Raw genomic sequence first — 20,103 nt, 5'->3', positions numbered from 1 at the left:
TGGCGGCGGAAAATCATCATCGGGGTTCAATTTTTCGCAAAGGAGCGTAAATGAACCCAGACATTGGCAGCGTGATTTTTGGCCCGATTGCGGCCAAAGGCAGACCCAAAAACCGCCGCATTCACCGCAAGGCAGCGGTATGCGAGATGCTCGACATTAGCCACGGCACCCTCGACAACATGGTTGCTGAAAATCTCTTTGTCAAACCCATCAAGATTGGCGCCCGCTGCGTGGGCTTCGTAGCTGACGAGGTTGAAGCTTGGCTGGAGCAGCGCATCGCTGAGCGCGACGCCAAGACCGAGCAACGCAAGGCGCTGCGGTAGCACCACGCAATCTGCCAACGCTCTTCGCAGGCCGACCATGTCCTTGTCCCGGTCATTGTCCCTGCTTACCGCCCTTTAGACGGCGCACCTCCCTTACTTTTTATTGAAAGTGCCACAGCTTCGGCTGGTGGCAAAGGACTACTCATGCCCATTTCTTCTGTATCTCCTCAAGCCCAGGACTTGGAAACGCAGCAGCCTGTTGTGGCCACCGATGCCAAACTCTCTGACGGCACAGTTGCTGATCTCTTGGATCAGGTTGACCTTCAAGCGCTGATTGCAGACAAGACCTTGTCGATTCACAAGCGCTCGAAGCTCTCAATCGACCAGCCTGAGTTCCGCCTCCACATCCAAATCTTTGATCTCGCACACGTCTACATCACAGCCGAAGCCAAGGCTGCACTGAGCCGCTGCTATCTCACGCCAGCGTTCCTTCTGGACAAGTTTGGTGCTCAGTATTCCGAGACCATCCTTTCCACGTGCACGCGCGGCAAGTTGAAGGGCGCGACGTACCTGAACGCACAGGCAAACACGTACCGCCACGTCACCGACAACGACCAAGAGATCGTAGTCACCGGCACTTGCGGTAAGCGCGAGGGCAAGATCACCCGCGAGGTCCATATCACCTGCAGCCCGCGCGTTGCTCAGCCCGTACTGGCGGTTTCTCACGAAGCAACACCGTCGCTGTAAATACCGAACACATCTCAAGTCTCACGGCTGCAGTCGCAGCCGTGGCTTCCAACCAATCATGAAAACAACCTCTCAATCAGCGAAGGTGGCGCGCCCCCGCACCCCAATGCCGGAGCCAAGCGACGGGCTGTTTCGCCCTCGCAGCGAAATGCATTTGATCTCCGCAGCCAAGTTCGTGCACCTCGAAGTGCCACGCCGCAAGAACCACTGGGGCCGTCTCATCCAATCCAACCAGACCGGCATGCTGTTCGGACCGCGCGGTCGCGGTAAGACCTGGGTGGCGCTGAGTCTGGCCATCTGCATCAGCGCCTGCATCTCCTTCCTCGGCCGCAAATCACGTCGCGCTCGTCGCGTCATCTACCTTGATGGCGAGATGGACCTTTTCACCCTGCGCCAGCGCATCCTGTCTCTGTGCGACAGCTTCAAAGTGGACCCTCCCGACAATCTAGAACTCTTCACTCCTGAAGCCTTTACCGATCTGCTGCCCTCGATCAACACGGTAGAAGGTCAGCGTGCCATTGACCAGATGATCGGAACGGAATGGGATGTCATCTTTATCGACAACTACTCAGCCTGGAGCGGTGACGGCCGCGAAACCGCTGAGGCCTGGGCGCCCATGATGCGCTGGATGCTCGGTCACAAACGCGCTGGCCGCACGGTGATCGTGATCCACCATACCGGCAAGACGGGCAAGCAGCGTGGCAGCAGCAGCCATGAGGATGCCCTAGACTGGTCGGTGGCCCTCAAGCCGGTGGACGACGTTGCCGGTGATGGCGCCCTGCGTTTCAACCTGGTCTGGGAGAAATCCCGCCACCTGGCAAACACCGAGGTCCAGCCTATCGCGGCGACGCTTCTCCAAGGTGAGAACGGCGAAGTGTCCTGGCACCACAAAACAGGCATGCACCAGGACCCGCGCATCGAAAAAGCCCATGCGATGAAGGCCAAGGGCATGTCGCAGGTCGCCATTGCCGACGAGCTGGGTGTTGATCGCACGACGGTCGGCCGCTGGCTCAAAACGAAGTGATGCACATGTGCATCCACTAGCGAATGCACCGCTGCGCACCCATGCACGACCACGTCAAAGCATCCGTGCGCGGTGCCATCGCCAAGTAGAGCTATGGAGATCACTGTCACTATTGGATAGGTGGTCTGTACTGCTCAGAAATGAAGAACTGCAGACCACCATGCACACATCACCATGATCGACTTCATCAACATAACCATCGACGGTGACGACTTTCCAGAAATTGGCAAACCTGTCACTACTCTTCAGCCCAGCGGAGCTGCAACACACTCGCTCACCGAAGTCAAAGTACGTTCTGCCAGTGGCGCCCCAGACTTCACTGTACAGGTGGAGACCCGTGGCAAGCAGCCGCGCATGCGTTTCAGCGGCTCACCGGCGAAGTGGATTCAGGGCCACAACGGCATGGGCTCCAACGACTTACAAGCTGTGGCCAAAGCATCGGTCTTGCTGGTGTTTCAGACTTTGGGAATCGACTGCCCGGCATCGGTTTTTGCAGCACTTTCGAGCGGTGAATACGAAGTTCACGAGGCTCATGTTGCTGAGCACTATCGACTCCCGCGAGGGCTGATTCCGAAGCTCTGTGACAACATCCGTCGTCATGCTGATTCGTCGTTGCGGGCAGTTCCCATGGAGAGAGGTATCGGCATTCGCTTGTGGCCTGATTCGCGCGACCTGAGCGTGGCGGTTTATGACAAGTACAACTACTTTTTGGATCGTCTATGCCGGCACAAATTCGCCCTGCTGGGCAACATGCCAGCCGACTTCCAGCGCATCGGGATCGGCATAGATTTCGACCAGATGATGGAAGAACACCTTGCCAACATTGTGCGCATCGAAACCCGCCACATGCGCAGCGTGAACAGCAAGGATCGCCCGCTCAACCGAGGCTCACTCTGGCTGCCGGGATCGGCCCGGGAACTGCACATCAACGCAGTTCAAAAGATACCTCTGCAAGACATGCCGCCCCTCGACCAGCGTGAACTGCTTTTGGAGAATGCGAGTCTTGGGCATCGCACCCTTATTGCGCTTTGGCTCGATGGCCGCGACCCCCTGAATTTCTGCACCAGTGAGTCGGCGTATTTCCGTCGCCGCAAACAGATTTTGGCGTTGTATGGCATTGATCTGTCTGTGCGCCCTTTGCCCGAAGGCGCGATCAAATGGTCCGATCTCACTAACCCGGCGTCGATAGTCGAGCCACCTGAGTGGGCAGTGGAAAACGGCTTTATGTATGACCCAGTGGCGCGCAGTGCGTGGGAGGTCAAAACTCAAAACGAGGCGGCCTGGCTCCGCCCCGCACCTCAGCATCGTATGTTCAAGAACTACTGACGAGGGTAGGCACTTCGAGCATGATTGAAATTGCTCGCAGTGCCGTTCCGGTAGGCCCTAGCAGTCAAACCTCCGTACTGTTACTGGTGCTCGTTACCACCGTTCCAGTCACCGGAATTGCTGCATAAGTTCATCTTGCCGAAGCTCAGTACCGATTGCTATCGGTATTTCAGTGAGCCGCTTTTCCCCAGTCTCGCGCGAGCTCATACACCTACGGTATCCACGCCTCTCTGCTGGAGAATACGACCACCATCCGGTCGTTGCCGTAGGTCCAGCCGATACGCTGACCACCCCACCCAGTGGCCCATGCCGTGCCAGGTGCCGTGGTGTTTTCCGTCCACATAAGGTAGCCATAGCCCCCGAACATCCGTCCATGCTTGCGAGCCGCAGGGTTGCGGTCGTTGCCGATCTGCTTGGCCATCGCAGCTTTCACGAAGCCACCGAAGCAGTCCGATTTCTTGGACGACTCCTTGACCCACACAGCGAAGCGCATCCAGTCTTCCATGCGCAGCCGCATGCCGGAGTCCCCGAGTCCGTTCTTGGCGCGGTCCTGAGAGTACAGCCCCGGATGCGCGGCGCCCATCGGGTTGAGCACCTGCTCTTGAATCCACTGACTCAGCGGCATGCCAGTCGCGCGGCTGACCATGAGACCGAGTGTCATGGGGTCCGTGGATTTGTACGCGAACACCTCGCCGGGCTTGTACTCCGAGAACGCACCGCGCGCCGCCTTGGAGATGCGATCCGTGGCAATCAACTCTGCGAGGTTCAGAAGGCCCTGGTTCCAGTCTTTGGTCTGCTCTGGCGTCCAGATGGTGCTGTCGCCGTTTTGCTCTGCTGCACCCGATGCCATGCGCAGCAGATCGTGCACCGTGGCATTGCCCAGGGCTTTGCCCTGAAGTTCCGGCAGCACGTCTCCGGCCTTGGACTGCAGCGTGAGCTTGCCCGCGCAGATGGCTTGTCCCGTTGCCATGGCCGTGACCGTCTTGCCCATGGACATGCCGAAGAACAGGGATTCGGAGTCGGCCGGGGCGTTGAACGCGGAGTACACGATGGTGTTGCCATCCATCAGCGCAAAGGCCTTGGCGGGCCGTTGGCCGACGAGGGCGCGAGCGCGGTCCACGAGGGCCTTTTCTCCAGCCGATGGCGCGCGGGTGCTGAGCGTGCTCGGATTCGGGCTCGGCTGCGTGATTTGAAACCAGCGCGGCCCGGTCTTGGCCAGCAGCCATTCGTCCGGCGCTGCGGCACCGCCATCAGCCACCGGAGTGACTTGCGCCATGGCCTGAGCGCAGAAGACTAGTGCAGCGGTCGCCAGCAGCCGCAGGGAGTGTTTGGTGGCGCGCTTCATTGGATGCCTTCCAGAAATGCCAGAACGTCTTTCACGGCTTGCTCGCGGGCCTTGTCGTTGCTCTCCACCGTGATCCAGGAGGTCTGCTTGCACTTCGGCATGTAGGCGTTCCACTCCTTGTCGTCGGTGAACGTCTTCCCCGAGACTTTGTCGAGCGCCGGCCCCCAACTGCTGCGGTCGTTGGCGCCATAGGGCATGCGCACGTCCATCGAGCAGAGATTGAAGTTGCCCTCGTTGTACTTCTTCCAGGGCTGGTTGAGCCGGTCAAAGACATGTGTGGCACCGGCATAGACCTTGTAGCTGACCGGATGGCCTGCCGCCGCATACTCGTCGGCCAACTCCATGCAGGGCTTGGCGGGGGTCATGTCGTCTTTCTCGCCCAGCACCATCAGAATCGGAGCCGGTAGCTTGCTGTGCTGATCCACCCGGTAGCGCATATTGCATCCGGGGTAGACCGCCACGCCGCCAGCCCATTTCACGTTGGCGGGAAGCACATGCTGCTGGTACGTCGGCCATGCCGCATCCAGCAAGGCTTGCCCGCCACGCGACCAGCCCATGTGGAAAATGCGGCTGCTATCTATCTGTGGATGGGTTGCCAGCAGCTTGAGCGCATTCAGGGCATCCGTGGTGTTCGCCATGGTGTTCCAGGTCAACTGCTTGGTGGGGCCGGTCACGCGGTCCTCGCCGCGTGGCTTGAAACTGTCCACGACGAACACGGCATAGCCCGCGTTGTTCAGAGCCTTGGCCCAAACATCGAAGTACACACTGCTGACGCCTTCGCTGCCGTGCGAGAACACCACCGCTGGCACCTTGCCGTCCGACCGCGGATTCGGCATCAGCAGATCGCCGAAGACGGTGACCTCGGGACCCAAGCGACCACGGATCAGCGCCCATCGGTGATCGGGCGTGGACGAGGTGAATTCAATGCGGCCGGATTGGCCGCCACTTAGGTCAGCAAGCGGCGCTGCAACAGCAAAATTCGCATTCAGCGCGCATGCCATAGCAAGCCAGCCTTGCACGGTTTTGTTCAGATTGGTTCTCATCCCAGTTCCCTCTTTTGAATCCGAAGTTTCTCACAATGAAGAATTTACTCTGTCGTATTTAAGTCGTCATTGAGGCATTTTTGCCTCAATGGAATCTACATCAACCACCGTCAAGAAGAAGGTCACTGCTGACCGGCATCCTTTGGCCGTGGCGTTTGGTGAATACTTGAAAACTGTTCGCAAGGACTGCGACAAATCGCAGGCCGAATTGGCCTTCGATGCCTCCATGGATCGCACTTACGTGTCGCTCTTGGAGAGGGGCCTCTCTGCCCCTACGCTGCTGGTGCTGGACTCGCTGGCAAAGTCCCTCGGCATGACCATGACTGACTTGATGGCTGGCTTCGAGGCCCGACTGCCAAAGGAGCTTCGCCGCACGTCCGTGAAACGCCGGATCAATGAGGCGTCGTTGGCCAAGACCGGGGCTGATCGACCGCAGGGAACTCGCCGCTCACCATTGCGCTAGGCATCTGGTGCGCCAGCCAGCCAAGTAACGCTCATGGCATCCCCTAGCGTGGGATCGAACCGCGCGCCAAATACCAAGTATGTCGATTCATCCACGGCTTGCCGGGCCACCTTGAAGACCTCCGCGCAATGGCTAAGTTGAAAGCCCTTGCCGTACCCGCTACACACAACCACTGCGGCGGGCACCTTGCGGTTCGGCATGCATGTCAATGCGTAGCAATAAGCATCAAGGGCCTTGTCCGCGCCATGGGCTGTCACCGTAAGACTCACGGGAAAGCGACCACAGAGATTCAGCGCGTCGCGCAATTCTTCCAGGTTGATCTGCAGTATGGAACCTTCTTCCGTTGCCTCCAGCAGCGCTGCCAAGGTCTGCTGAACCGTTGTGGCTTGGCTCGATGCCGCAAGCAGTGACGATGGCGACAACGCCATGCCAGCGACGATCTTGAGAACCTGGCGCCGCATCAGCGCGCGCTTCATGCTGTCAACCTCAGCTGTACCCGAATCGCGGCGAGCAAGCGAACTTCTTCGGCATTCCACTCGGCAGCCTCGTATAGCCAATGCACGGGCTTACGCTTTTCCTCTTCCGAGGGCTTGAGCCAATTCGGTGCGGCTCGCCGACCAGGACCTGTCTGCGGCAAGCGCAGCCGAGCGTTGAAGGGTGAAAAACTGGGCTCGCTGGCGCTGGGGTCGATCAAGAGCATTGAGTCCGGAGAAAGCACTTTGCCAACCGCGGCACCCTCCACCCCAACCGCCAGTGCCCAGTGCTTGGTTCTGGCGTGTTTGACCGACGCAAATGCCAGCGCCACCAGATCGCCGCCACGCATCAGCCATTCAAGGGCGTGACTGTCAGCGTTGTCTTGCACGCCGTACTTGGCTGTCAACGCCAGAGGCAGGTTGAGACCATCCATCAATTCCACCCACTCTTCGGGGTGAACACCAGCAAAATATGTGTGCTGAAACGCCTGCCAAACGAGCGCAGAAATTCCTGATTTTCTGTGGCTCATCTCATGCAGAGCAGACGGCTTGGCAAGATCGTGTATCGCCAAAATCATCGCTGCAATATGCACCCCGCAGGCTCCGTCAAGATCGGATTGCTGCATGAAGAACCGGACTGGTTCTTGTCGTTTGGTCTTCACGGTCAGAGCGTGTCCGGTTTGGATTCCGGGGTACACGCGCTGGAACCGATAGGACACCGCCGATCGGCTCAATGAGATTGCCTTGGGCATTTCAATAATCCGATGGGAGCAGTAGCGTGGTCACACTGCGGTCGGCTTCCGTGATGATCCAGAGGGTGGGTAATGACGACCGCTTGTCGGTCGGTGTTGCAGCCAGCCGCGCAGCGTCCACCAGCCGGTAGCAACTCAGAATCCGCAGGCGTCGGGTCACGGCAAACTCGCTTTCTGCGCGGTCTTCTTCACACAGATCGCCCCAGTCACCATGCACGTGGCGGCTGATCAGTGCGGCAGCGCTGAAGCCGGTTTCTTGAAGCAACTCCAAAGCTCCGGGCGTGGCCACGATCTGGCCCAGCGGGAACCGGGCGGTGTTGGAATAGATGATCGTTGGTGGGGGCGGTGCAGGAGCCGCTGCATTGGTTGTGGACGTGGGTGTTGTGGTCATGAAAATCTCCTTGGGTGGGGAACGAAACAAAACGGTAAAAACAAACGGGCGCGCGTAGACCTCCGCAAACAGGTACCGGATAGAAAACACGGGTGAGAGAAATCAGTTCGGCCGCAGAAAAGCAGCCGACGAGAGACGAGACCTCAGCGAGACGCCATTAACGAAACATGCGCTTGGCAGAGCGCAATCAACAGGTCAGTGTGCGAGTCATAGGGCTGCTCGATCCACTCTGCAAACGGGTCGGTGGCCAACAGCCAGCCACTGAGCAAGGGTGGCGTCGAACTATCGGCATCACCGCCATCCAGCAAGCCCCAGGTGTGCAACCGGCGCGATGCCACGGCATCTCGTACAGCGTCAACCGGCATCTCGCATAACAGCGCCAACATGTCGCAGCCATGGTCTTTGTCACGCATTGGGATGACTGGCAAGATCGAACGGCCCAAGCGTCGGATGCAGTACGACCACAGCAGCCACTGGCACTCGAAGGGTGTGAAGTTCAGCAGGCGAGCCAGCGCACTGAGATTCGTGCCAACGAATGAAGATGCCGACAGTGGCGATGGTTCCAATGCAGCCATCCGGGCAGCCAGTTCTGCCGGGGCCGTTGGCATCGACAGATTGGCGGAGTAACCATCAACATCCACCATCAAAAACGGCGGCAGGTCACTTTCAAAAACGGGCTGCTGTGGGTAGCCAAGTTCACGCCAGCACAGTTGCTCCAATCCACGGCATTCCCGCACCAAAGTCCGAGCCGTTCAGCCACAGAGGAAGCAGCGCCCCCATTCGATGCAGCAATCTGCACACATGGTGGCGGCGGAAGGCCGCATTGCAAGTGGCTTCGTGGGTCATTTTTCCCTCCGGACGTGGGCACTCCGACCGCCTCGACCAGCGGGTCGTCAAGGTGGCTGCGACGGCAGGGATAAATTGCTTGTAATTCAGCCGAAAAAATATTCAGCTAGGGGCAAACGCAGCATTGCGAGTCGAGAAAATCACCGTGAAGCGAGCTATAAAACCGGCCAAAAAGCACAATGACTGCACTAAATTCAAAATGCGAAGATTCATTCAATTATATGCCAAAATGAATACAATTATAAAAATTTGAGTGAATTGAGCATGAAATCACCAAATTGACTGTCAGATGGCCGTTAAACGCACTGATTTTTTGCTCGGCTTACTTTTTCAATCCAAGCGGTCACGCCAAGAATAGCACTTGATTTACTTAAATTTTAAGCAATTTGCAGCTTGGGCGAATCTGCCGCGCGTGTTCTTAGCCATTCCAGAAATGACGAAGGACGTTCACCGGAGGTTGGTGAACACCTTGGACATTGAACACTGGCGCGGATGGTCGCGTCTCGACCCGGCCTTGTACTCGATGCGCTCGCCCTCGATGATGCACTAACGCAGCAAGTTATGGAGGCTAATGGGGAGCTTGGTGCTCATGCGGGGACACCTCCGGCACACTTTGATTTGATGAACTCAAAAACTGGCTTAAATGGCTCAAAGCACGATTTATCGAGAGTCGGCACGACCTCTCTGGCAAACGCGGTCTTATCTCTATCTGATTTGAAAACAACCTTGGAGCCACCAACGCATGGCTCCAGGTGGTAGTAGTCCGTTGTCGGTGCTTGCCCATAAAACAGATGCTCTATTTCACAGCATGAATCCCCGCCAAAGGTTTCGCCGGTTGCCGAGTTCCGGATCACCTGCTTTTGAATATCCGCATGCGCAGGGACCGGCAGCATTACCGCATAAGACTCACCGTGCGCCCACTTCTTAATCAAGCCTTTGAACGGATCATTAGCGGTCACATCTCCGTTGAGGCCATTCCATTGATCATATGCTTTGTCGAAATCGAACAAGGCGAAAATAGGTAATCCGCCCATCTCACCGTGAATTCGGTTGTCGGTCAGCAGCTGATTGATATAAGTGCAGCTGAAGGCATAGAACGGGATGAAGGGCATCTCCTCATCATAGAGCTTATACCAAGCCTCCTTGATTATGATCGGATCGGTACTGCCTTCCGTAAAAAGCACGGGCTTCTTTTCAATTTGAACGGCATTAATAATGCTGAGCAACTGTTCCTGTTCTGAATACTTGATCAAGTCGGAACTTAGCTTCTTGATTGCAATTGTTTTCGGCAAATCGTAGCAATTTGCTAGATTGTCCTTGACATCAAAGAATTTAATCTTTTTCTTGTCGTGTGGAATGAGGGTCACAGCGCTATGGCTGCTCATCAAAACGTGGCTGGTTTTCGCTGCCGCATCAGTGATATCGAATACCTGCCGCAAGAAATCGAACTGCCATTCAGGGTGGAGAAAAGCATCCGGCTCATCCAGCAGTATCAGGCAATTGCGGTCTTTGAACAGTTCGACGATGGAGTATATATATACCGACTGGAACTGACCATCGCTGAAGTGGGCGATGGTGGCATTCGGCCCGCTGGTCAGCGTGAGCGGGATGGATATGTCCGCCAGCATGCCTAGGGTCTTCAAATTATCGAACTGGCGAAAGATGTCCGATAACGACTGATCGGTGAAGCGCTGCTGAAACAATTCGATATTGATAGGGATTTGATAGCGGTCTTTCTCCGCATCAAACACATTGCCATGATTGAACTCACCCTTGACGCAGGTGATTAATTTTCCCAAAAAATCACGAGTGATGCCATCTGCGCCCCAATAGTGAGTGCGGGGGTCGAAGTTCTCGATACCGTCCGCGTCGAGCGCCTTAAGCGCGCCGGCGGCAAAGGATGGTCGTTGCAACACCAGCTGCAGGTCAGCGCCAATACTTTGTATTCCCAGCTTCTGGCAAACGAACTGCCGCGCCTTCATGCCCTCTGGCTGCGTCAGCAATACGGATAGCAGCAGTGCCTTGTACTCCGGGCCAACGCCGATAAAGCGGCGGCTCTCATCTAGATTAGCGCCTCTGATGCGCTTACGAAAACCTTCCTCGTAACGCTGCATCAAATCGGCCACGGTGGTGTTATGGCCGGAATAGTACATCAGCACATTGTCTGGCAAAGGTGTCCTGCCCAGTGTGGCGCGTGCCTTACCGTCAATGGTGAATGCGTCCGCTTTCCAGGCTATTTCCGTTTTCGTTCCGTCGATTTCGTATTTGATGGTGTAGTCGAAACCAACGTTGCCTTTCTCTTTGTCGTACTCAAAAAGATGGCGAAAGATTTCCATTAATGCCTCGAAAAGATTGGATTTTCCGCTGCCATTTTTGCCGACAAATACATCGATAAAGCTGTTGCCGTCGAAATTCAAGGAAAAATCCCGCAAATTCTTGTACTGGCTGATGGTGATTGATGTCAGGCGCATGGCATTTCCCTATACCTGTGCCATCACGGCGCCCAGCAGTTCCGATTGTTTTTTGGTGGCGGCATCAATTTGCTGGTCGAGCGTGTCGCATTGGATCATTAGCTGGTCGATGCGACTGACAATCCTACATTGCTCCTCAATGGATGGAATGGGAATAATTAAATCCCTACATTGCTCCAAGGACAAATTGTCCTGCCCAGCGGTTCCTTTCACCTCGCGCAGAACAGTTTTCAAAGTCGAGCGTGCAGACAAAGCATAGTAAACGTATTTGCTCAATATTCCCCCAAGAGGTCGGAAAACAGCCAAAGCTTGATTCATGTTCCACTCTGGAAACTGATTTGTCACTATTGCCACTTTCCCAAGTGGTGGTCCGACGATATTCATTATGACGTCGTTAGGTCGAATGATCGAGCGTCCAAGTTTATTTCGATGCACATCGACAGATATAAAACTTGGCTTGTAATTAAAATCGAGCTTATTCCCGACTATGTTATATACTTTTAAAAATGGAACTTCTCCAATATCGGTCAATTCATTCGCTGATGGAGTGGTGCCTTTTGTAATAAACTCACAAAACAGACGCGCACTAAGCAGAACTCTGTTGCGCACAACGCCGTTGGCTGCGGCCTTCAAAGCTGCATGAATGCTATCGTACTCACTTTTTCGTAAAGAAGTATTCTTTGATTGATTGGTCTGCAATATGTCCAATAGAGAAGCCACCTGGCTATCTGTGTCCATAGGCGATGACAGGCGCCCGGCCATAGCTAAATGAAGGATGGCGTTGCGCAGTTCGGCGACGTTTTTCTTGACGGTATAGAGCGCGTCGAAGTGCCGCTCGATAAAGTCCCAGGCCAAAGCGTCCCCTGCTTCCAGCAGTTGCTGGATGGCGGCGGCGTGAACGGCCAGCTGCTTTTCCTCCTGCTCGTTGCGCAGCATTTCCAGCGTATCGCAGCGCGCCATCAACTGGTCGATGCGGGCGACGATGCGATGTTGCTCGGTGAGTGGGGGGAGAGGAAAAAGACCAGAGAAGAAGTCGCCATCGTTGATGGCAGGATAAGCAACCCCCTTCTGAGTTGCCTCAACGTAACGAATAAACGCAGGCGATCGAAGGTAATAGTATATAAAGCGCGCATTTAACGACCCAAATGGGTGGAGAATTGCAAATGCTGTACTTGCAATAGGCTCGGGGTCGTATTCTTTCTCGATAATTGCGATGTTCAACAAATATGGGCGAACAGTCGAATAGATAACGGTCCCAGCCTTAACGATTTTTCTCGCCCGCGATGGGGCATCGGATGCGCCAAGGATCTGAATATTCGAGCCGATTTTCCCCAATGAATTATCAATGGCTCCAACATCAATATAAGTAAATTTGCTATCCGGAGTTTTCTGCCCCCAATCGTGGCATATTTCTCTCACCCTCACCCACGACCACCCCTGCGGTAGTGAGTAAGGGACTTCCTCCGGCTTGATAGTCGGCAACGGCTTGGGCGCTTTGATCTTGCCAGCCTTTACCAGCCGCTGTTTTTCGGTTTCGATTTCTTTTAGCAGTTCCGAGGCTGGCTGATCGGCGGGGTCTTGCTCCATCAGCTTGCCTTGCATGGCCAGCGTCAAAATCAGCTCGCGCAGCTTGGCGATGCCATCGGTGGCAGCAAAGGCGGTGTCGAAGTGTTGTTCGAGCACATCGCGGATGGCGTGGCTCATGTCTTGCTCCGGAGGTCTGCTGAGAGGCAGGCCATCAACTCGGCTTTCAAGGCCTGTTGGGCGGATTGCAATTGGTGGCTGATTTCCCGATATTCCGCCATCAACTCGGCGGGATCACGGTGGCTCACTTCTACGGAGTGGGGGTTCTTGCAGTCCAAGTTGTAGTTGCGTGCCGCTATGTCTGCCGCCGACACCTTCCAGGCGTACTCTGTCGTCTTGCGCCCTTTGCGGGCGTTGCCACCCCACCAAGCTTTTTCGAGGTCGAATTCCTCGATGGTCAACGGCTTGGAGCGTGAATAGCTCTTGTAGCCCTCAGGGTACGGGTGCTCAAAGAACCAGACGTCCTTAGTGGCTTTGCCTTTCTCGAAGAACAGCACGTTGGTAGCAATGCTGGTGTAGGGCGCGAATACGCCCTTGGGCAGACGCACGATGGTGTGGAGGTTGAACTCTTCGAGCAGTTCGCGTTTGAGCGTGGTTTTAGCGCCTTCACCGAACAGGAAACCATCGGGCAGCACGACGGCGGCGCGGCCTGTGTCGTGCTTGAGCAGATGCATGATCAGCGCCATAAACAGATCGGCGGTTTCGCGGGTCTGGTACTTGCGCGGAAAGTTGTTCTCGATGCCGTCTTCCTCCATACCACCAAAAGGTGGATTGGTGAGAATGATGTCCACACGGTCTTTCGGGCCGTAATCCTTGAGCGGGCGGCTCAGGGTGTTGTCGTGGCGGATGTTGCTGGGCACATCGATGCCGTGCAGCATCAGGTTGGTCATGGCCAACATGTGGGGCAGTGGCTTTTTCTCGACGCCGTGGATGCTGTCTTGCAGCGTGAGGCGGTCGGGCGATGTTTTGATTTGTGCTTTCAGGTGTTCGATGGTGCAGGTCAAAAAGCCGCCGGTGCCGCAGGCCGGGTCCAGCACGCTCTCGCCCAACTGCGGGTTGAGAATATCCACCATGAACTGAGTGACGGCGCGTGGCGTGTAGTACTCGCCCGCGTTGCCCGCCGATTGCAGATCGGCCAGGATTTTTTCGTAGATGTCGTTGAACAGATGCCGGTCGGTGGAGGAGTTGAAATCGACATCGTCTTCAATGGTGTTGATGACCTGCCGCAGCAGGGTGCCGGATTTCATGTAGTTGTAGGCATCTTCGAACACCGAGCCCACGACTTTGCCATGAGGTGTGACGCCAGCGGAGGTGGCCAGTTTTTTCAGCGATGGGAAGAGCTCATTGTTGACGAAGTCAATCAACTCTTCGCCGGTGATGCCCTCGGCATCTTTGGCCCAGTTGCTCCAGCGGAAACGGCTTTGCAGCGGCGACTTGTAGCCGGGCACGGTGAGCTGCCATTCCTGCTCTTTGTCGTCGAAGATTTTCAGGAACAGCAGCCAGACAATCTGGCTGATGCGCTGGGCGTCGCCATCTACGCCGACGTCCTTGCGCATGATGTCTTGGATGGTTTTGATCAGGGTGCCGATGGCCATATAGGGGTTCCGAAGGGTTTGTTATGCGCACAGCGGCGAAGAGCCGTAGAGCACTTGTTCGAGTTCGTGCACCGCATGGTGGTATTTATCCAGCCCGCCGAAAGCGCGGATGATCTCCATGGGGGTGCCGAAACTGGTGAAAGGGGCAATGGTGAGGATCTGGGTTTCCTCAATGGGTCCGACGCCTTCATCGGCGTATTTGTCCAGCAAGGCCTGCAGTACGCGCTGCGCCTGTTCGCCATAGCGGGTGAAGTAGTCACGCTTCTTGACCTGCTCGGCGCGCTCTTTACGGGTGAGCGGCGGCTGATCCCAGGCTACGTGGCAGACCAGATCGAAAGGATCGAATTCCTTGCCGGACTGGCGGCCAATTTCTTCGGCCAGCGCCTCAAAGAACACGCCTTCGTTGGCCAATTCATCGATGATGGCCTGCTTTTTTTCGGCATCGTTCCAGCGCCGCAGGAAATCATCGAGGGAGCTGAACTCCTTGGCGAGTGCCTTGCGCGTGTAGTCTTTCAGCGATTCGGTGATCAGGCGGCCAGCGGCATCGAAATACTGCACCCGCTCAGACGCCACTTTGACTTCTACATTGGCGACCACATAGCGGCGAATGCTGCTGCCTTCCTCGCCGGGCAGCGGTTCGGCCACGCCCAACCACGGCGATTCCTCAGCATGCGGGTAGGTGAAGCCATCGTCGGTTTTTGGGCTTTCGCCATCCTCCGGTGGCACCGGCGAGTCATCGCCCTTGGGCTCATAAATCTGCACCGGGTCGCCATCAAAGTCTGGGTCGGCAAACAGCTCCGTTGCCTTCTTGAAATCGATGATGGTGAAGTAGTACTTGTCGTAATCCTCATTGATGCGCGTGCCGCGACCGATGATCTGCTTGAACTCGGTCATGGACTGAATGCGCTGGTCGAGGACAATGAGCTTGCAGGTCTGCGCATCCACACCGGTGGTCATCAGCTTTGAGGTGGTGGCGATAACGGGGTACTTGGATTCCGGGAAGATGAAGTTATCGAGCTCTGCCTTGCCTTCTTCGTTATCGCCGGTGATGCGCATCACGTACTTGCTGTTCTGCGCGACGAGGTCGGCGTTCTCGTTGACCAATGCTCGCCGCATGCGCTCGGCGTGATCGATGTTGTCGCAGAAGACGATTGTTTTATCGAAGCGATTGGTTTGCTTCAGGAAATCACTGATTTTTTTGGCAACCAGTTCGGTGCGCTTTTCCAGCACGAGGTTTCTGTCAAAATCGCGCTGGTTGTAAATCCGGTCCTCAATCTCATTGCCGTGCTTATCGACCATGCCTTTGTCGGGCCGCCAGCCGGTGAGGTCTTTATCCAGATCGATGCGCACTACCTTGTAGGGGGCGAGAAAGCCGTCGTCGATGCCTTGGCGCAGCGAGTAGGTGTAAATCGGTTCACCGAAGTAATCGATGTTGGAAACGTCTTTGGTTTCTTTCGGGGTGGCGGTCAGACCGATCTGGGTGGCCGACGAGAAGTATTCAAGAATCTCTCGCCAGGCCGAGTCGGCTGCCGCGCTGCCGCGATGGCATTCGTCGATGACGATCAGGTCGAAGAAATCACGGCTGAACTGCTTGTAGATGTTGCGTTCTTCTTCGGTGCCGGTAACGGCCTGATACAGCGACAGATAAATCTCATATGACTTGTTGGCCTGCCGCTTCTGGATCTTGGTCATGGCCGACCCGAAGGGCTTGAAGTCGTTGGTCATGGTCTGATCCACCAGGATATTGCGGTCGGCCAAAAACAAGATGCGCTTCTTGGCTTTGGACTTCCACAGGCGCCAGATGATCTGGAAGGCGGTGTAGGTTTTGCCGGTGCCGGTGGCCATGACCAGCAGTAGGCGATTCTGACCGCGAGCGATGGCTTCAATGGTCTTGTTGATCGCCAGCAGCTGGTAGTAGCGCGGGGTTTTGTTGCTGCCGTCGCTGTAATAGTCTTGCGAAACCAGCTCGCTTTGCGCCGGGTTCAAGCCAAGGTGTTCTGCCCACCATTGCCAAAGCACATCAGGGCCCGGCAATTCGTGCAGGGCCAATTCACGCTCGATCACACCGTCTTTGGCAATCTTATTGTGAAACAGGAAACCGTCGCCATTGCTGCTGAACACAAAGGGCACCTGCAACATGTCGGCATAGCCCAGCCCCTGTTGCATGCCATCGCCCAACGAGTGTTTATTGTCTTTGGCCTCGATGACCGCAATCGGCATGTTGGGCTTGTGGAACAAGACGTAGTCGGCGCGTTTGTTTCTAGCGCGAGTGTGCAGCTTGCCCCGGACGATGATGCGCCCCTTGGTGAGCGGAAACTCTTCACGTACCTGGGTAGCAATGTCCCAGCCCGCTTGCTCAATGGCAGGGGTGATGAACTTGGTGCAGATGTCGCGTTCACTGAGCTGGCGTTTGTCCATATCAGTTGGCTTCCCCATTGGCGCGGCCTTGATCGTCATCGGCGCCGCCTGCGCGCACCCACTCATCGACCTCAGAGAGCTGGAATTTCCACAGCCGCCCCACGCGGTGCGCGGGCAGACCCTTGCGCTCGCGCCAGCGGTAAACAGTGTCCTTGGCCACGCCCAAGTGCTGTGCGACCTCCTCGGCGGTGACCCACGGTTCAGTGTTCATGGTATTGACGCTCGGTTGATATGATTTAAAGTCGATGAAGATCGTTGAAAGTCTACCTAAATATCCCGCCGCAGACCATCTTGAAATGCGCACGTGATGGCTTGACTTCCTCACCGCTCATAGCGTGAATGGTGGCGTCATCCATCAACCCGGAGCCTGCCATGTCCACCCAGCCCACCGCCCTCGACACACGACCTACAACCTCTGCCGATGATCCTCGACAAGATCGAGGCTCAGCGGCAGTTGGCCGACGACAATTGCGGCCGCACTGAAGTCACTTTCCAGTCTTGGTACGTCGATGGCCCAGCTCGTCGAGATGGCGCGCAGCGGCGCGGAATGCCGCCTCCATCAAGAAGCACCGAAGACGCTTCATTGCTCTGGCGCAGTATCCCAGTTGGGACTCTTTTTCGTTCTTGTCCACCATATGCAAGCCTGAGAAAATTGCAGAAAATTCGTCGCAATGGTGAGGCATCGGCTGTGTGACGTTCCGGTCACCATTTTTCTTTCCTTAATCCGGTGTGATTTTTCTTGCTATGCCTTAGGCGTGTAACGGATTCACACGTTCACGCGGCGTTGGCGCATAGTTTTTTTCTCATTTCAGGTAGCGATAAGACGCAGTTAGCGCTATCCAGATAACCACCAAAACGGCCCCACTCGAGGGCCGTTTTTTATTGTTTTTCCAACCCGTCCATAGGACTCAATATGAAGAAAATTCGCACTCCGCAGGAGGGCGCTGGCGCAGCTTTGTCTGCTCGCAGCACCACCACATCCAATCGCACACCGCGAACGCAGCCAGAGGGCGTTTTGAGCGGTTTTTCGGCCACGGCTGAGCAGTTCATAGCGGCCAGTCAGTCAGCGGCAACCAAGCGCGCGTATGCCTCTGATTTGAAGCATTTTTTTGCCAATGGAGGCAGTGTTCCGGCCAGCCCAGCGGTTCTTGCCGAATACCTGGCCCGATGCGCGGAAACGTTGTCCGTAGCAACCTTGGAGCGACGGGTGACCGCGATCCACAAGGCTCACCTCGAAAAGAATCTGGAATCTCCGGCCCGAAGTGAGACTGTGAAGCGTGTGATGCAGGGCATACGCCGGACGCTGGGCACCAAGCAGAGGCAAGTTCAGCCGATGGTCAAAGACGATCTCCTGGCGGCGCTGGTGATGATCGACCTGCAGAAGATGCCGGTCAAGACGGCGCGTGATCGAGCCTTGCTGCTCGTGGGCTTTGCGTCAGCTATGCGCAGATCGGAGCTTGTGGCGGTGCGTGTGGAGCATCTGAGCTACTTGTCGAATGGAGTGGAGATTTTTTTACCGTCCAGCAAGACCGATCAAGAAGCGCGGGGCCGCACGGTGTTCATCCCGCACGCCAATGGCGAGCGTTGTCCGGTGCGTGCCCTCAGCCATTGGCTGGAAGTTTCGGAGATCAACGAGGGGTTCGTGTTTCGCGCCGTCACCCGTCATGACCGCGTTGCGCGGCAGGGATTGTCAGCGCAGTCGGTGGCGCTGGTGGTGAAGGCTTCGGTAGCGCGCGTGGGCGGTGACGCGAAGAAAGTTAGCGGCCATAGCTTGAGGGCTGGCTATTGCACAAGCGCGGCGGAAAAGGGCCTTCAGCTTTGGCAGATACGAGAGCAGACGGGGCATAAGTCTGACGTGACGCTTGCCAAGTACATCCGCCCAATAGCACGAAGGAAGATTCCAAGCTTGCTTTGAGGACAAAGCCTCACAGGTACGGCACTGACCTTGCGATGTCAGCTGAACACACCGCGACCCAGTGAGAGGCGAGGCCACTGTATTAGAGTGCTGGGATTGCCTCTGCATACCGGAAATTAACTCGGGAGGGATTTGATGGCGACGTTCTACGAGCGTGTTTTGATTCTCTGCAAAACCTATCCTTCGCCGAGTGCGACTTACTCCGAGACTTCCTGCGTTGCAGGCATGACTGAGGCGGGGATTCTCATTCGACTATTCCCCGTACCGTTCAGGCTCATCGCAGATGAACAGCAGTTTCGCAAGTGGCAATGGATTTCTGTGCTGTTGGAGAAGGCCCGAGATGACCATCGTCCGGAAAGTCACCGCATCTACATTGACAAGATTGAGTGCGATACGAACTCGTTGCCCTCCGGCAAAGAGGGGTGGCCTCGTCGCATGGAACTCCTGCGGAAAATTCCCGTGCACGCCGATTTTGCTGCTGCAGAGGCAGCTCGCCAACATGGGAACGCGACCTTGGCTATGATGCGACCGGCACGGATAGTTAGATTGGAAATTCGGCCTACGAAGAATTCCGATTGGACAGAGGAGGAGCGAGCTAAGCTGACCCAGATGGATCAACAGTCCAACCTCTTCTCAGAAGAGGAGAGTCGGAGGCAGGTGGCGCTGTTGGAGAAGATTCCCTTCGACTTCTACTACCACTACGAATGCGTGACCGAGGGCCAATCATTCATCTACCATCACAAACTAGTAGATTGGGAGGTTGGCGCTCTATACAGAAGGCTGCGCAAGCAGCATGGAGCTTCGGGGTGGGAATCTCCGTTCAGAGATAAGTACGAGCGAGAACTTCCATCGAGAGACCTAATCCTGCTTTTGGGAACCATTCACCGATTTCCCGACCAATGGCTCATCATCAGCGTGATATGCCCGCCTAAGCCACAGCCCGAAGACCAGAGTCAGCTTGGACTGTTTTAGCCGTCAGGTGCATAACTGTAGGGCCGCCAAGCTTGCGGGCAGCTCTTGCGACGTAAGTGCGGTGGCACAACGTGAACTCGGCTTCAAAGCATACCAAGCAGGCCTTGGTTGCCTTCGACAGTTTCACCAACTCGCGCACAGTTGCGTCTTGTGTTTCCACGTATGCAAGGAACGATTTGGTATAGGCCGCCCAGTCACGATCGACCTTGTATTGGTCACGCACATCCTTCGGACAACCAAGTGCCGGCACATGAAAGTACGCGATACCGGACTCGGCAAGCGCTTGACGGAATGCAGTTTTGGAGAACCCCTTCTTGCGAGACAGAGGAAGTTCACGAACATCAACAATGGTCTGAACACCTGCATCACTTAATCTGTTGATGAAGGCGCTGATATCCATACCCTCGTAACCGATGGTGTACAGGTGGTTCGTTGGGCTGCTCATGGTGGCGAGAGTGTACTCAACCGCATGCCT

The 20,103-nt window shown here is 55.9% G+C and carries 20 protein-coding genes; 8 read left to right on the top strand and 12 right to left on the bottom strand.

The window, feature by feature from the left end; genetic code table 11:
• The first annotated feature begins 50 nt into the window (after window positions 1-50).
• The 4 genes from OIN59_RS10020 to OIN59_RS10005 all read left to right on the top strand — a co-directional run bounded on the left by OIN59_RS10020 (window position 51) and on the right by OIN59_RS10005 (window position 3,360).
• On the top strand, window positions 51-323 hold the full coding sequence (locus OIN59_RS10020; protein ID WP_274109758.1) for a helix-turn-helix transcriptional regulator: 273 nt from the start codon (window positions 51-53) through the stop codon (window positions 321-323).
• Window positions 324-467: 144 nt separating this feature from the next.
• A complete protein-coding gene (locus tag OIN59_RS10015) occupies window positions 468-1,010 on the top strand; it encodes a hypothetical protein (protein WP_274109756.1) in 543 nt (180 codons plus the stop codon).
• A 58-nt stretch (window positions 1,011-1,068) separates the two neighbouring features.
• Entirely contained in the window at window positions 1,069-2,034 is a 966-nt protein-coding gene (locus OIN59_RS10010; protein ID WP_274109754.1) for an AAA family ATPase, read from the top strand.
• Between the two features lie 174 nt (window positions 2,035-2,208).
• The gene (locus OIN59_RS10005) at window positions 2,209-3,360 is read left to right on the top strand and encodes a phage/plasmid replication domain-containing protein (RefSeq protein WP_274109752.1); all 1,152 of its coding nucleotides are present in this window, start codon (window positions 2,209-2,211) and stop codon (window positions 3,358-3,360) included.
• Window positions 3,361-3,571: 211 nt separating this feature from the next.
• Here OIN59_RS10005 and OIN59_RS10000 read toward each other — a convergent pair whose 3' ends face one another.
• Together OIN59_RS10000 and OIN59_RS09995 are read right to left on the bottom strand one after the other, a co-directional pair.
• Window positions 3,572-4,705 (bottom strand): serine hydrolase domain-containing protein, encoded by a 1,134-nt coding sequence (locus OIN59_RS10000; protein WP_274109750.1) that lies wholly within the window; start codon window positions 4,703-4,705, stop codon window positions 3,572-3,574.
• Window positions 4,702-5,748: a dienelactone hydrolase family protein gene (locus tag OIN59_RS09995; protein WP_274109748.1), complete on the bottom strand. Its 1,047-nt coding sequence runs from the start codon at window positions 5,746-5,748 to the stop codon at window positions 4,702-4,704. Before OIN59_RS09995 ends, OIN59_RS10000 begins: the two co-directional genes overlap by 4 nt.
• A gap of 88 nt (window positions 5,749-5,836) precedes the next feature.
• On the opposite strand from OIN59_RS09995, the gene OIN59_RS09990 reads away from it, so the two are divergent.
• The gene (locus tag OIN59_RS09990; protein WP_274109745.1) at window positions 5,837-6,211 is read left to right on the top strand and encodes a helix-turn-helix domain-containing protein; all 375 of its coding nucleotides are present in this window, start codon (window positions 5,837-5,839) and stop codon (window positions 6,209-6,211) included.
• On the opposite strand, the gene OIN59_RS09985 is transcribed toward OIN59_RS09990, so the two are convergent.
• The 9 genes from OIN59_RS09985 to OIN59_RS09945 all read right to left on the bottom strand — a co-directional run bounded on the left by OIN59_RS09985 (window position 6,208) and on the right by OIN59_RS09945 (window position 16,952).
• Window positions 6,208-6,687: a hypothetical protein gene (locus OIN59_RS09985; RefSeq protein WP_274109743.1), complete on the bottom strand. Its 480-nt coding sequence runs from the start codon at window positions 6,685-6,687 to the stop codon at window positions 6,208-6,210. The genes OIN59_RS09990 and OIN59_RS09985 overlap by 4 nt on opposite strands.
• A complete protein-coding gene (locus tag OIN59_RS09980; protein ID WP_274109741.1) occupies window positions 6,684-7,346 on the bottom strand; it encodes a hypothetical protein in 663 nt (220 codons plus the stop codon). The genes OIN59_RS09985 and OIN59_RS09980 overlap by 4 nt, the downstream gene beginning before the upstream one ends.
• Window positions 7,347-7,437: 91 nt before the next feature.
• Window positions 7,438-7,827: a type I restriction endonuclease subunit M gene (locus OIN59_RS09975; protein ID WP_274109738.1), complete on the bottom strand. Its 390-nt coding sequence runs from the start codon at window positions 7,825-7,827 to the stop codon at window positions 7,438-7,440.
• A gap of 143 nt (window positions 7,828-7,970) precedes the next feature.
• Window positions 7,971-8,546: a hypothetical protein gene (locus OIN59_RS09970; protein ID WP_274109736.1), complete on the bottom strand. Its 576-nt coding sequence runs from the start codon at window positions 8,544-8,546 to the stop codon at window positions 7,971-7,973.
• A gap of 714 nt (window positions 8,547-9,260) precedes the next feature.
• Window positions 9,261-11,144, bottom strand: coding sequence for an ATP-dependent nuclease (locus tag OIN59_RS09965; protein ID WP_274109734.1), 1,884 nt, complete (start codon window positions 11,142-11,144; stop codon window positions 9,261-9,263).
• A 9-nt stretch (window positions 11,145-11,153) separates the two neighbouring features.
• A complete protein-coding gene (locus OIN59_RS09960) occupies window positions 11,154-12,848 on the bottom strand; it encodes a restriction endonuclease subunit S (RefSeq protein ID WP_274109732.1) in 1,695 nt (564 codons plus the stop codon).
• Window positions 12,845-14,323: a type I restriction-modification system subunit M gene (locus tag OIN59_RS09955; RefSeq protein ID WP_274109730.1), complete on the bottom strand. Its 1,479-nt coding sequence runs from the start codon at window positions 14,321-14,323 to the stop codon at window positions 12,845-12,847. Before OIN59_RS09955 ends, OIN59_RS09960 begins: the two co-directional genes overlap by 4 nt.
• Before the next feature lie 21 nt (window positions 14,324-14,344).
• A complete protein-coding gene (gene hsdR, locus OIN59_RS09950; RefSeq protein ID WP_274109907.1) occupies window positions 14,345-16,741 on the bottom strand; it encodes an EcoAI/FtnUII family type I restriction enzme subunit R in 2,397 nt (798 codons plus the stop codon).
• A gap of 1 nt (window position 16,742) precedes the next feature.
• Window positions 16,743-16,952, bottom strand: coding sequence for a helix-turn-helix domain-containing protein (locus tag OIN59_RS09945; protein ID WP_274109728.1), 210 nt, complete (start codon window positions 16,950-16,952; stop codon window positions 16,743-16,745).
• A gap of 210 nt (window positions 16,953-17,162) precedes the next feature.
• On the opposite strand from OIN59_RS09945, the gene OIN59_RS09940 reads away from it, so the two are divergent.
• The 3 genes from OIN59_RS09940 to OIN59_RS09930 all read left to right on the top strand — a co-directional run bounded on the left by OIN59_RS09940 (window position 17,163) and on the right by OIN59_RS09930 (window position 19,628).
• Entirely contained in the window at window positions 17,163-17,435 is a 273-nt protein-coding gene (locus OIN59_RS09940; RefSeq protein WP_274109726.1) for a hypothetical protein, read from the top strand.
• A gap of 219 nt (window positions 17,436-17,654) precedes the next feature.
• Window positions 17,655-18,656, top strand: coding sequence for a site-specific integrase (locus OIN59_RS09935; protein ID WP_274109724.1), 1,002 nt, complete (start codon window positions 17,655-17,657; stop codon window positions 18,654-18,656).
• A gap of 135 nt (window positions 18,657-18,791) precedes the next feature.
• Window positions 18,792-19,628 carry a hypothetical protein gene (locus tag OIN59_RS09930; RefSeq protein ID WP_274109722.1) on the top strand — a complete coding sequence of 279 codons (837 nt, stop codon included), beginning with the start codon at window positions 18,792-18,794 and terminating at the stop codon, window positions 19,626-19,628.
• Here the strand turns inward: OIN59_RS09930 and OIN59_RS09925 are convergent.
• Window positions 19,585-20,073 (bottom strand): DUF488 domain-containing protein, encoded by a 489-nt coding sequence (locus OIN59_RS09925; protein ID WP_274109720.1) that lies wholly within the window; start codon window positions 20,071-20,073, stop codon window positions 19,585-19,587. The genes OIN59_RS09930 and OIN59_RS09925 overlap by 44 nt on opposite strands.
• Window positions 20,074-20,103: the final 30 nt, after the last annotated feature.

Source organism: Acidovorax benzenivorans (genome assembly GCF_028680575.1).
Lineage (GTDB): Bacteria > Pseudomonadota > Gammaproteobacteria > Burkholderiales > Burkholderiaceae_C > Acidovorax > Acidovorax benzenivorans.
The sequence above is the reverse complement of the archived record's forward strand: the minus strand, read 5'-3'. Positions and strand labels throughout refer to the sequence as shown.

Bases quoted from the DNA above. Each gene is read 5' to 3' on its own strand.
- OIN59_RS09930 (WP_274109722.1), top strand. From the start codon at position 18,792: ATGGCGACGTTCTACGAGCGTGTTTTGATTCTCTGCAAAACCTATCCT.
- OIN59_RS10020 (WP_274109758.1), top strand. From the start codon at position 51: ATGAACCCAGACATTGGCAGCGTGATTTTTGGCCCGATTGCGGCCAAA.
- OIN59_RS09995 (WP_274109748.1), bottom strand. From the start codon at position 5,748: ATGAGAACCAATCTGAACAAAACCGTGCAAGGCTGGCTTGCTATGGCA.
- OIN59_RS09945 (WP_274109728.1), bottom strand. From the start codon at position 16,952: ATGAACACTGAACCGTGGGTCACCGCCGAGGAGGTCGCACAGCACTTG.
- OIN59_RS09955 (WP_274109730.1), bottom strand. From the start codon at position 14,323: ATGGCCATCGGCACCCTGATCAAAACCATCCAAGACATCATGCGCAAG.
- OIN59_RS09935 (WP_274109724.1), top strand. From the start codon at position 17,655: ATGAAGAAAATTCGCACTCCGCAGGAGGGCGCTGGCGCAGCTTTGTCT.
- OIN59_RS09925 (WP_274109720.1), bottom strand. From the start codon at position 20,073: ATGAGCAGCCCAACGAACCACCTGTACACCATCGGTTACGAGGGTATG.
- OIN59_RS09965 (WP_274109734.1), bottom strand. From the start codon at position 11,144: ATGCGCCTGACATCAATCACCATCAGCCAGTACAAGAATTTGCGGGAT.
- OIN59_RS09985 (WP_274109743.1), bottom strand. From the start codon at position 6,687: ATGAAGCGCGCGCTGATGCGGCGCCAGGTTCTCAAGATCGTCGCTGGC.
- OIN59_RS10000 (WP_274109750.1), bottom strand. From the start codon at position 4,705: ATGAAGCGCGCCACCAAACACTCCCTGCGGCTGCTGGCGACCGCTGCA.
- OIN59_RS10015 (WP_274109756.1), top strand. From the start codon at position 468: ATGCCCATTTCTTCTGTATCTCCTCAAGCCCAGGACTTGGAAACGCAG.
- OIN59_RS09960 (WP_274109732.1), bottom strand. From the start codon at position 12,848: ATGAGCCACGCCATCCGCGATGTGCTCGAACAACACTTCGACACCGCC.
- OIN59_RS09975 (WP_274109738.1), bottom strand. From the start codon at position 7,827: ATGACCACAACACCCACGTCCACAACCAATGCAGCGGCTCCTGCACCG.
- OIN59_RS09940 (WP_274109726.1), top strand. From the start codon at position 17,163: ATGATCCTCGACAAGATCGAGGCTCAGCGGCAGTTGGCCGACGACAAT.
- OIN59_RS09990 (WP_274109745.1), top strand. From the start codon at position 5,837: ATGGAATCTACATCAACCACCGTCAAGAAGAAGGTCACTGCTGACCGG.
- hsdR (WP_274109907.1), bottom strand. From the start codon at position 16,741: ATGGACAAACGCCAGCTCAGTGAACGCGACATCTGCACCAAGTTCATC.
- OIN59_RS10010 (WP_274109754.1), top strand. From the start codon at position 1,069: ATGAAAACAACCTCTCAATCAGCGAAGGTGGCGCGCCCCCGCACCCCA.
- OIN59_RS10005 (WP_274109752.1), top strand. From the start codon at position 2,209: ATGATCGACTTCATCAACATAACCATCGACGGTGACGACTTTCCAGAA.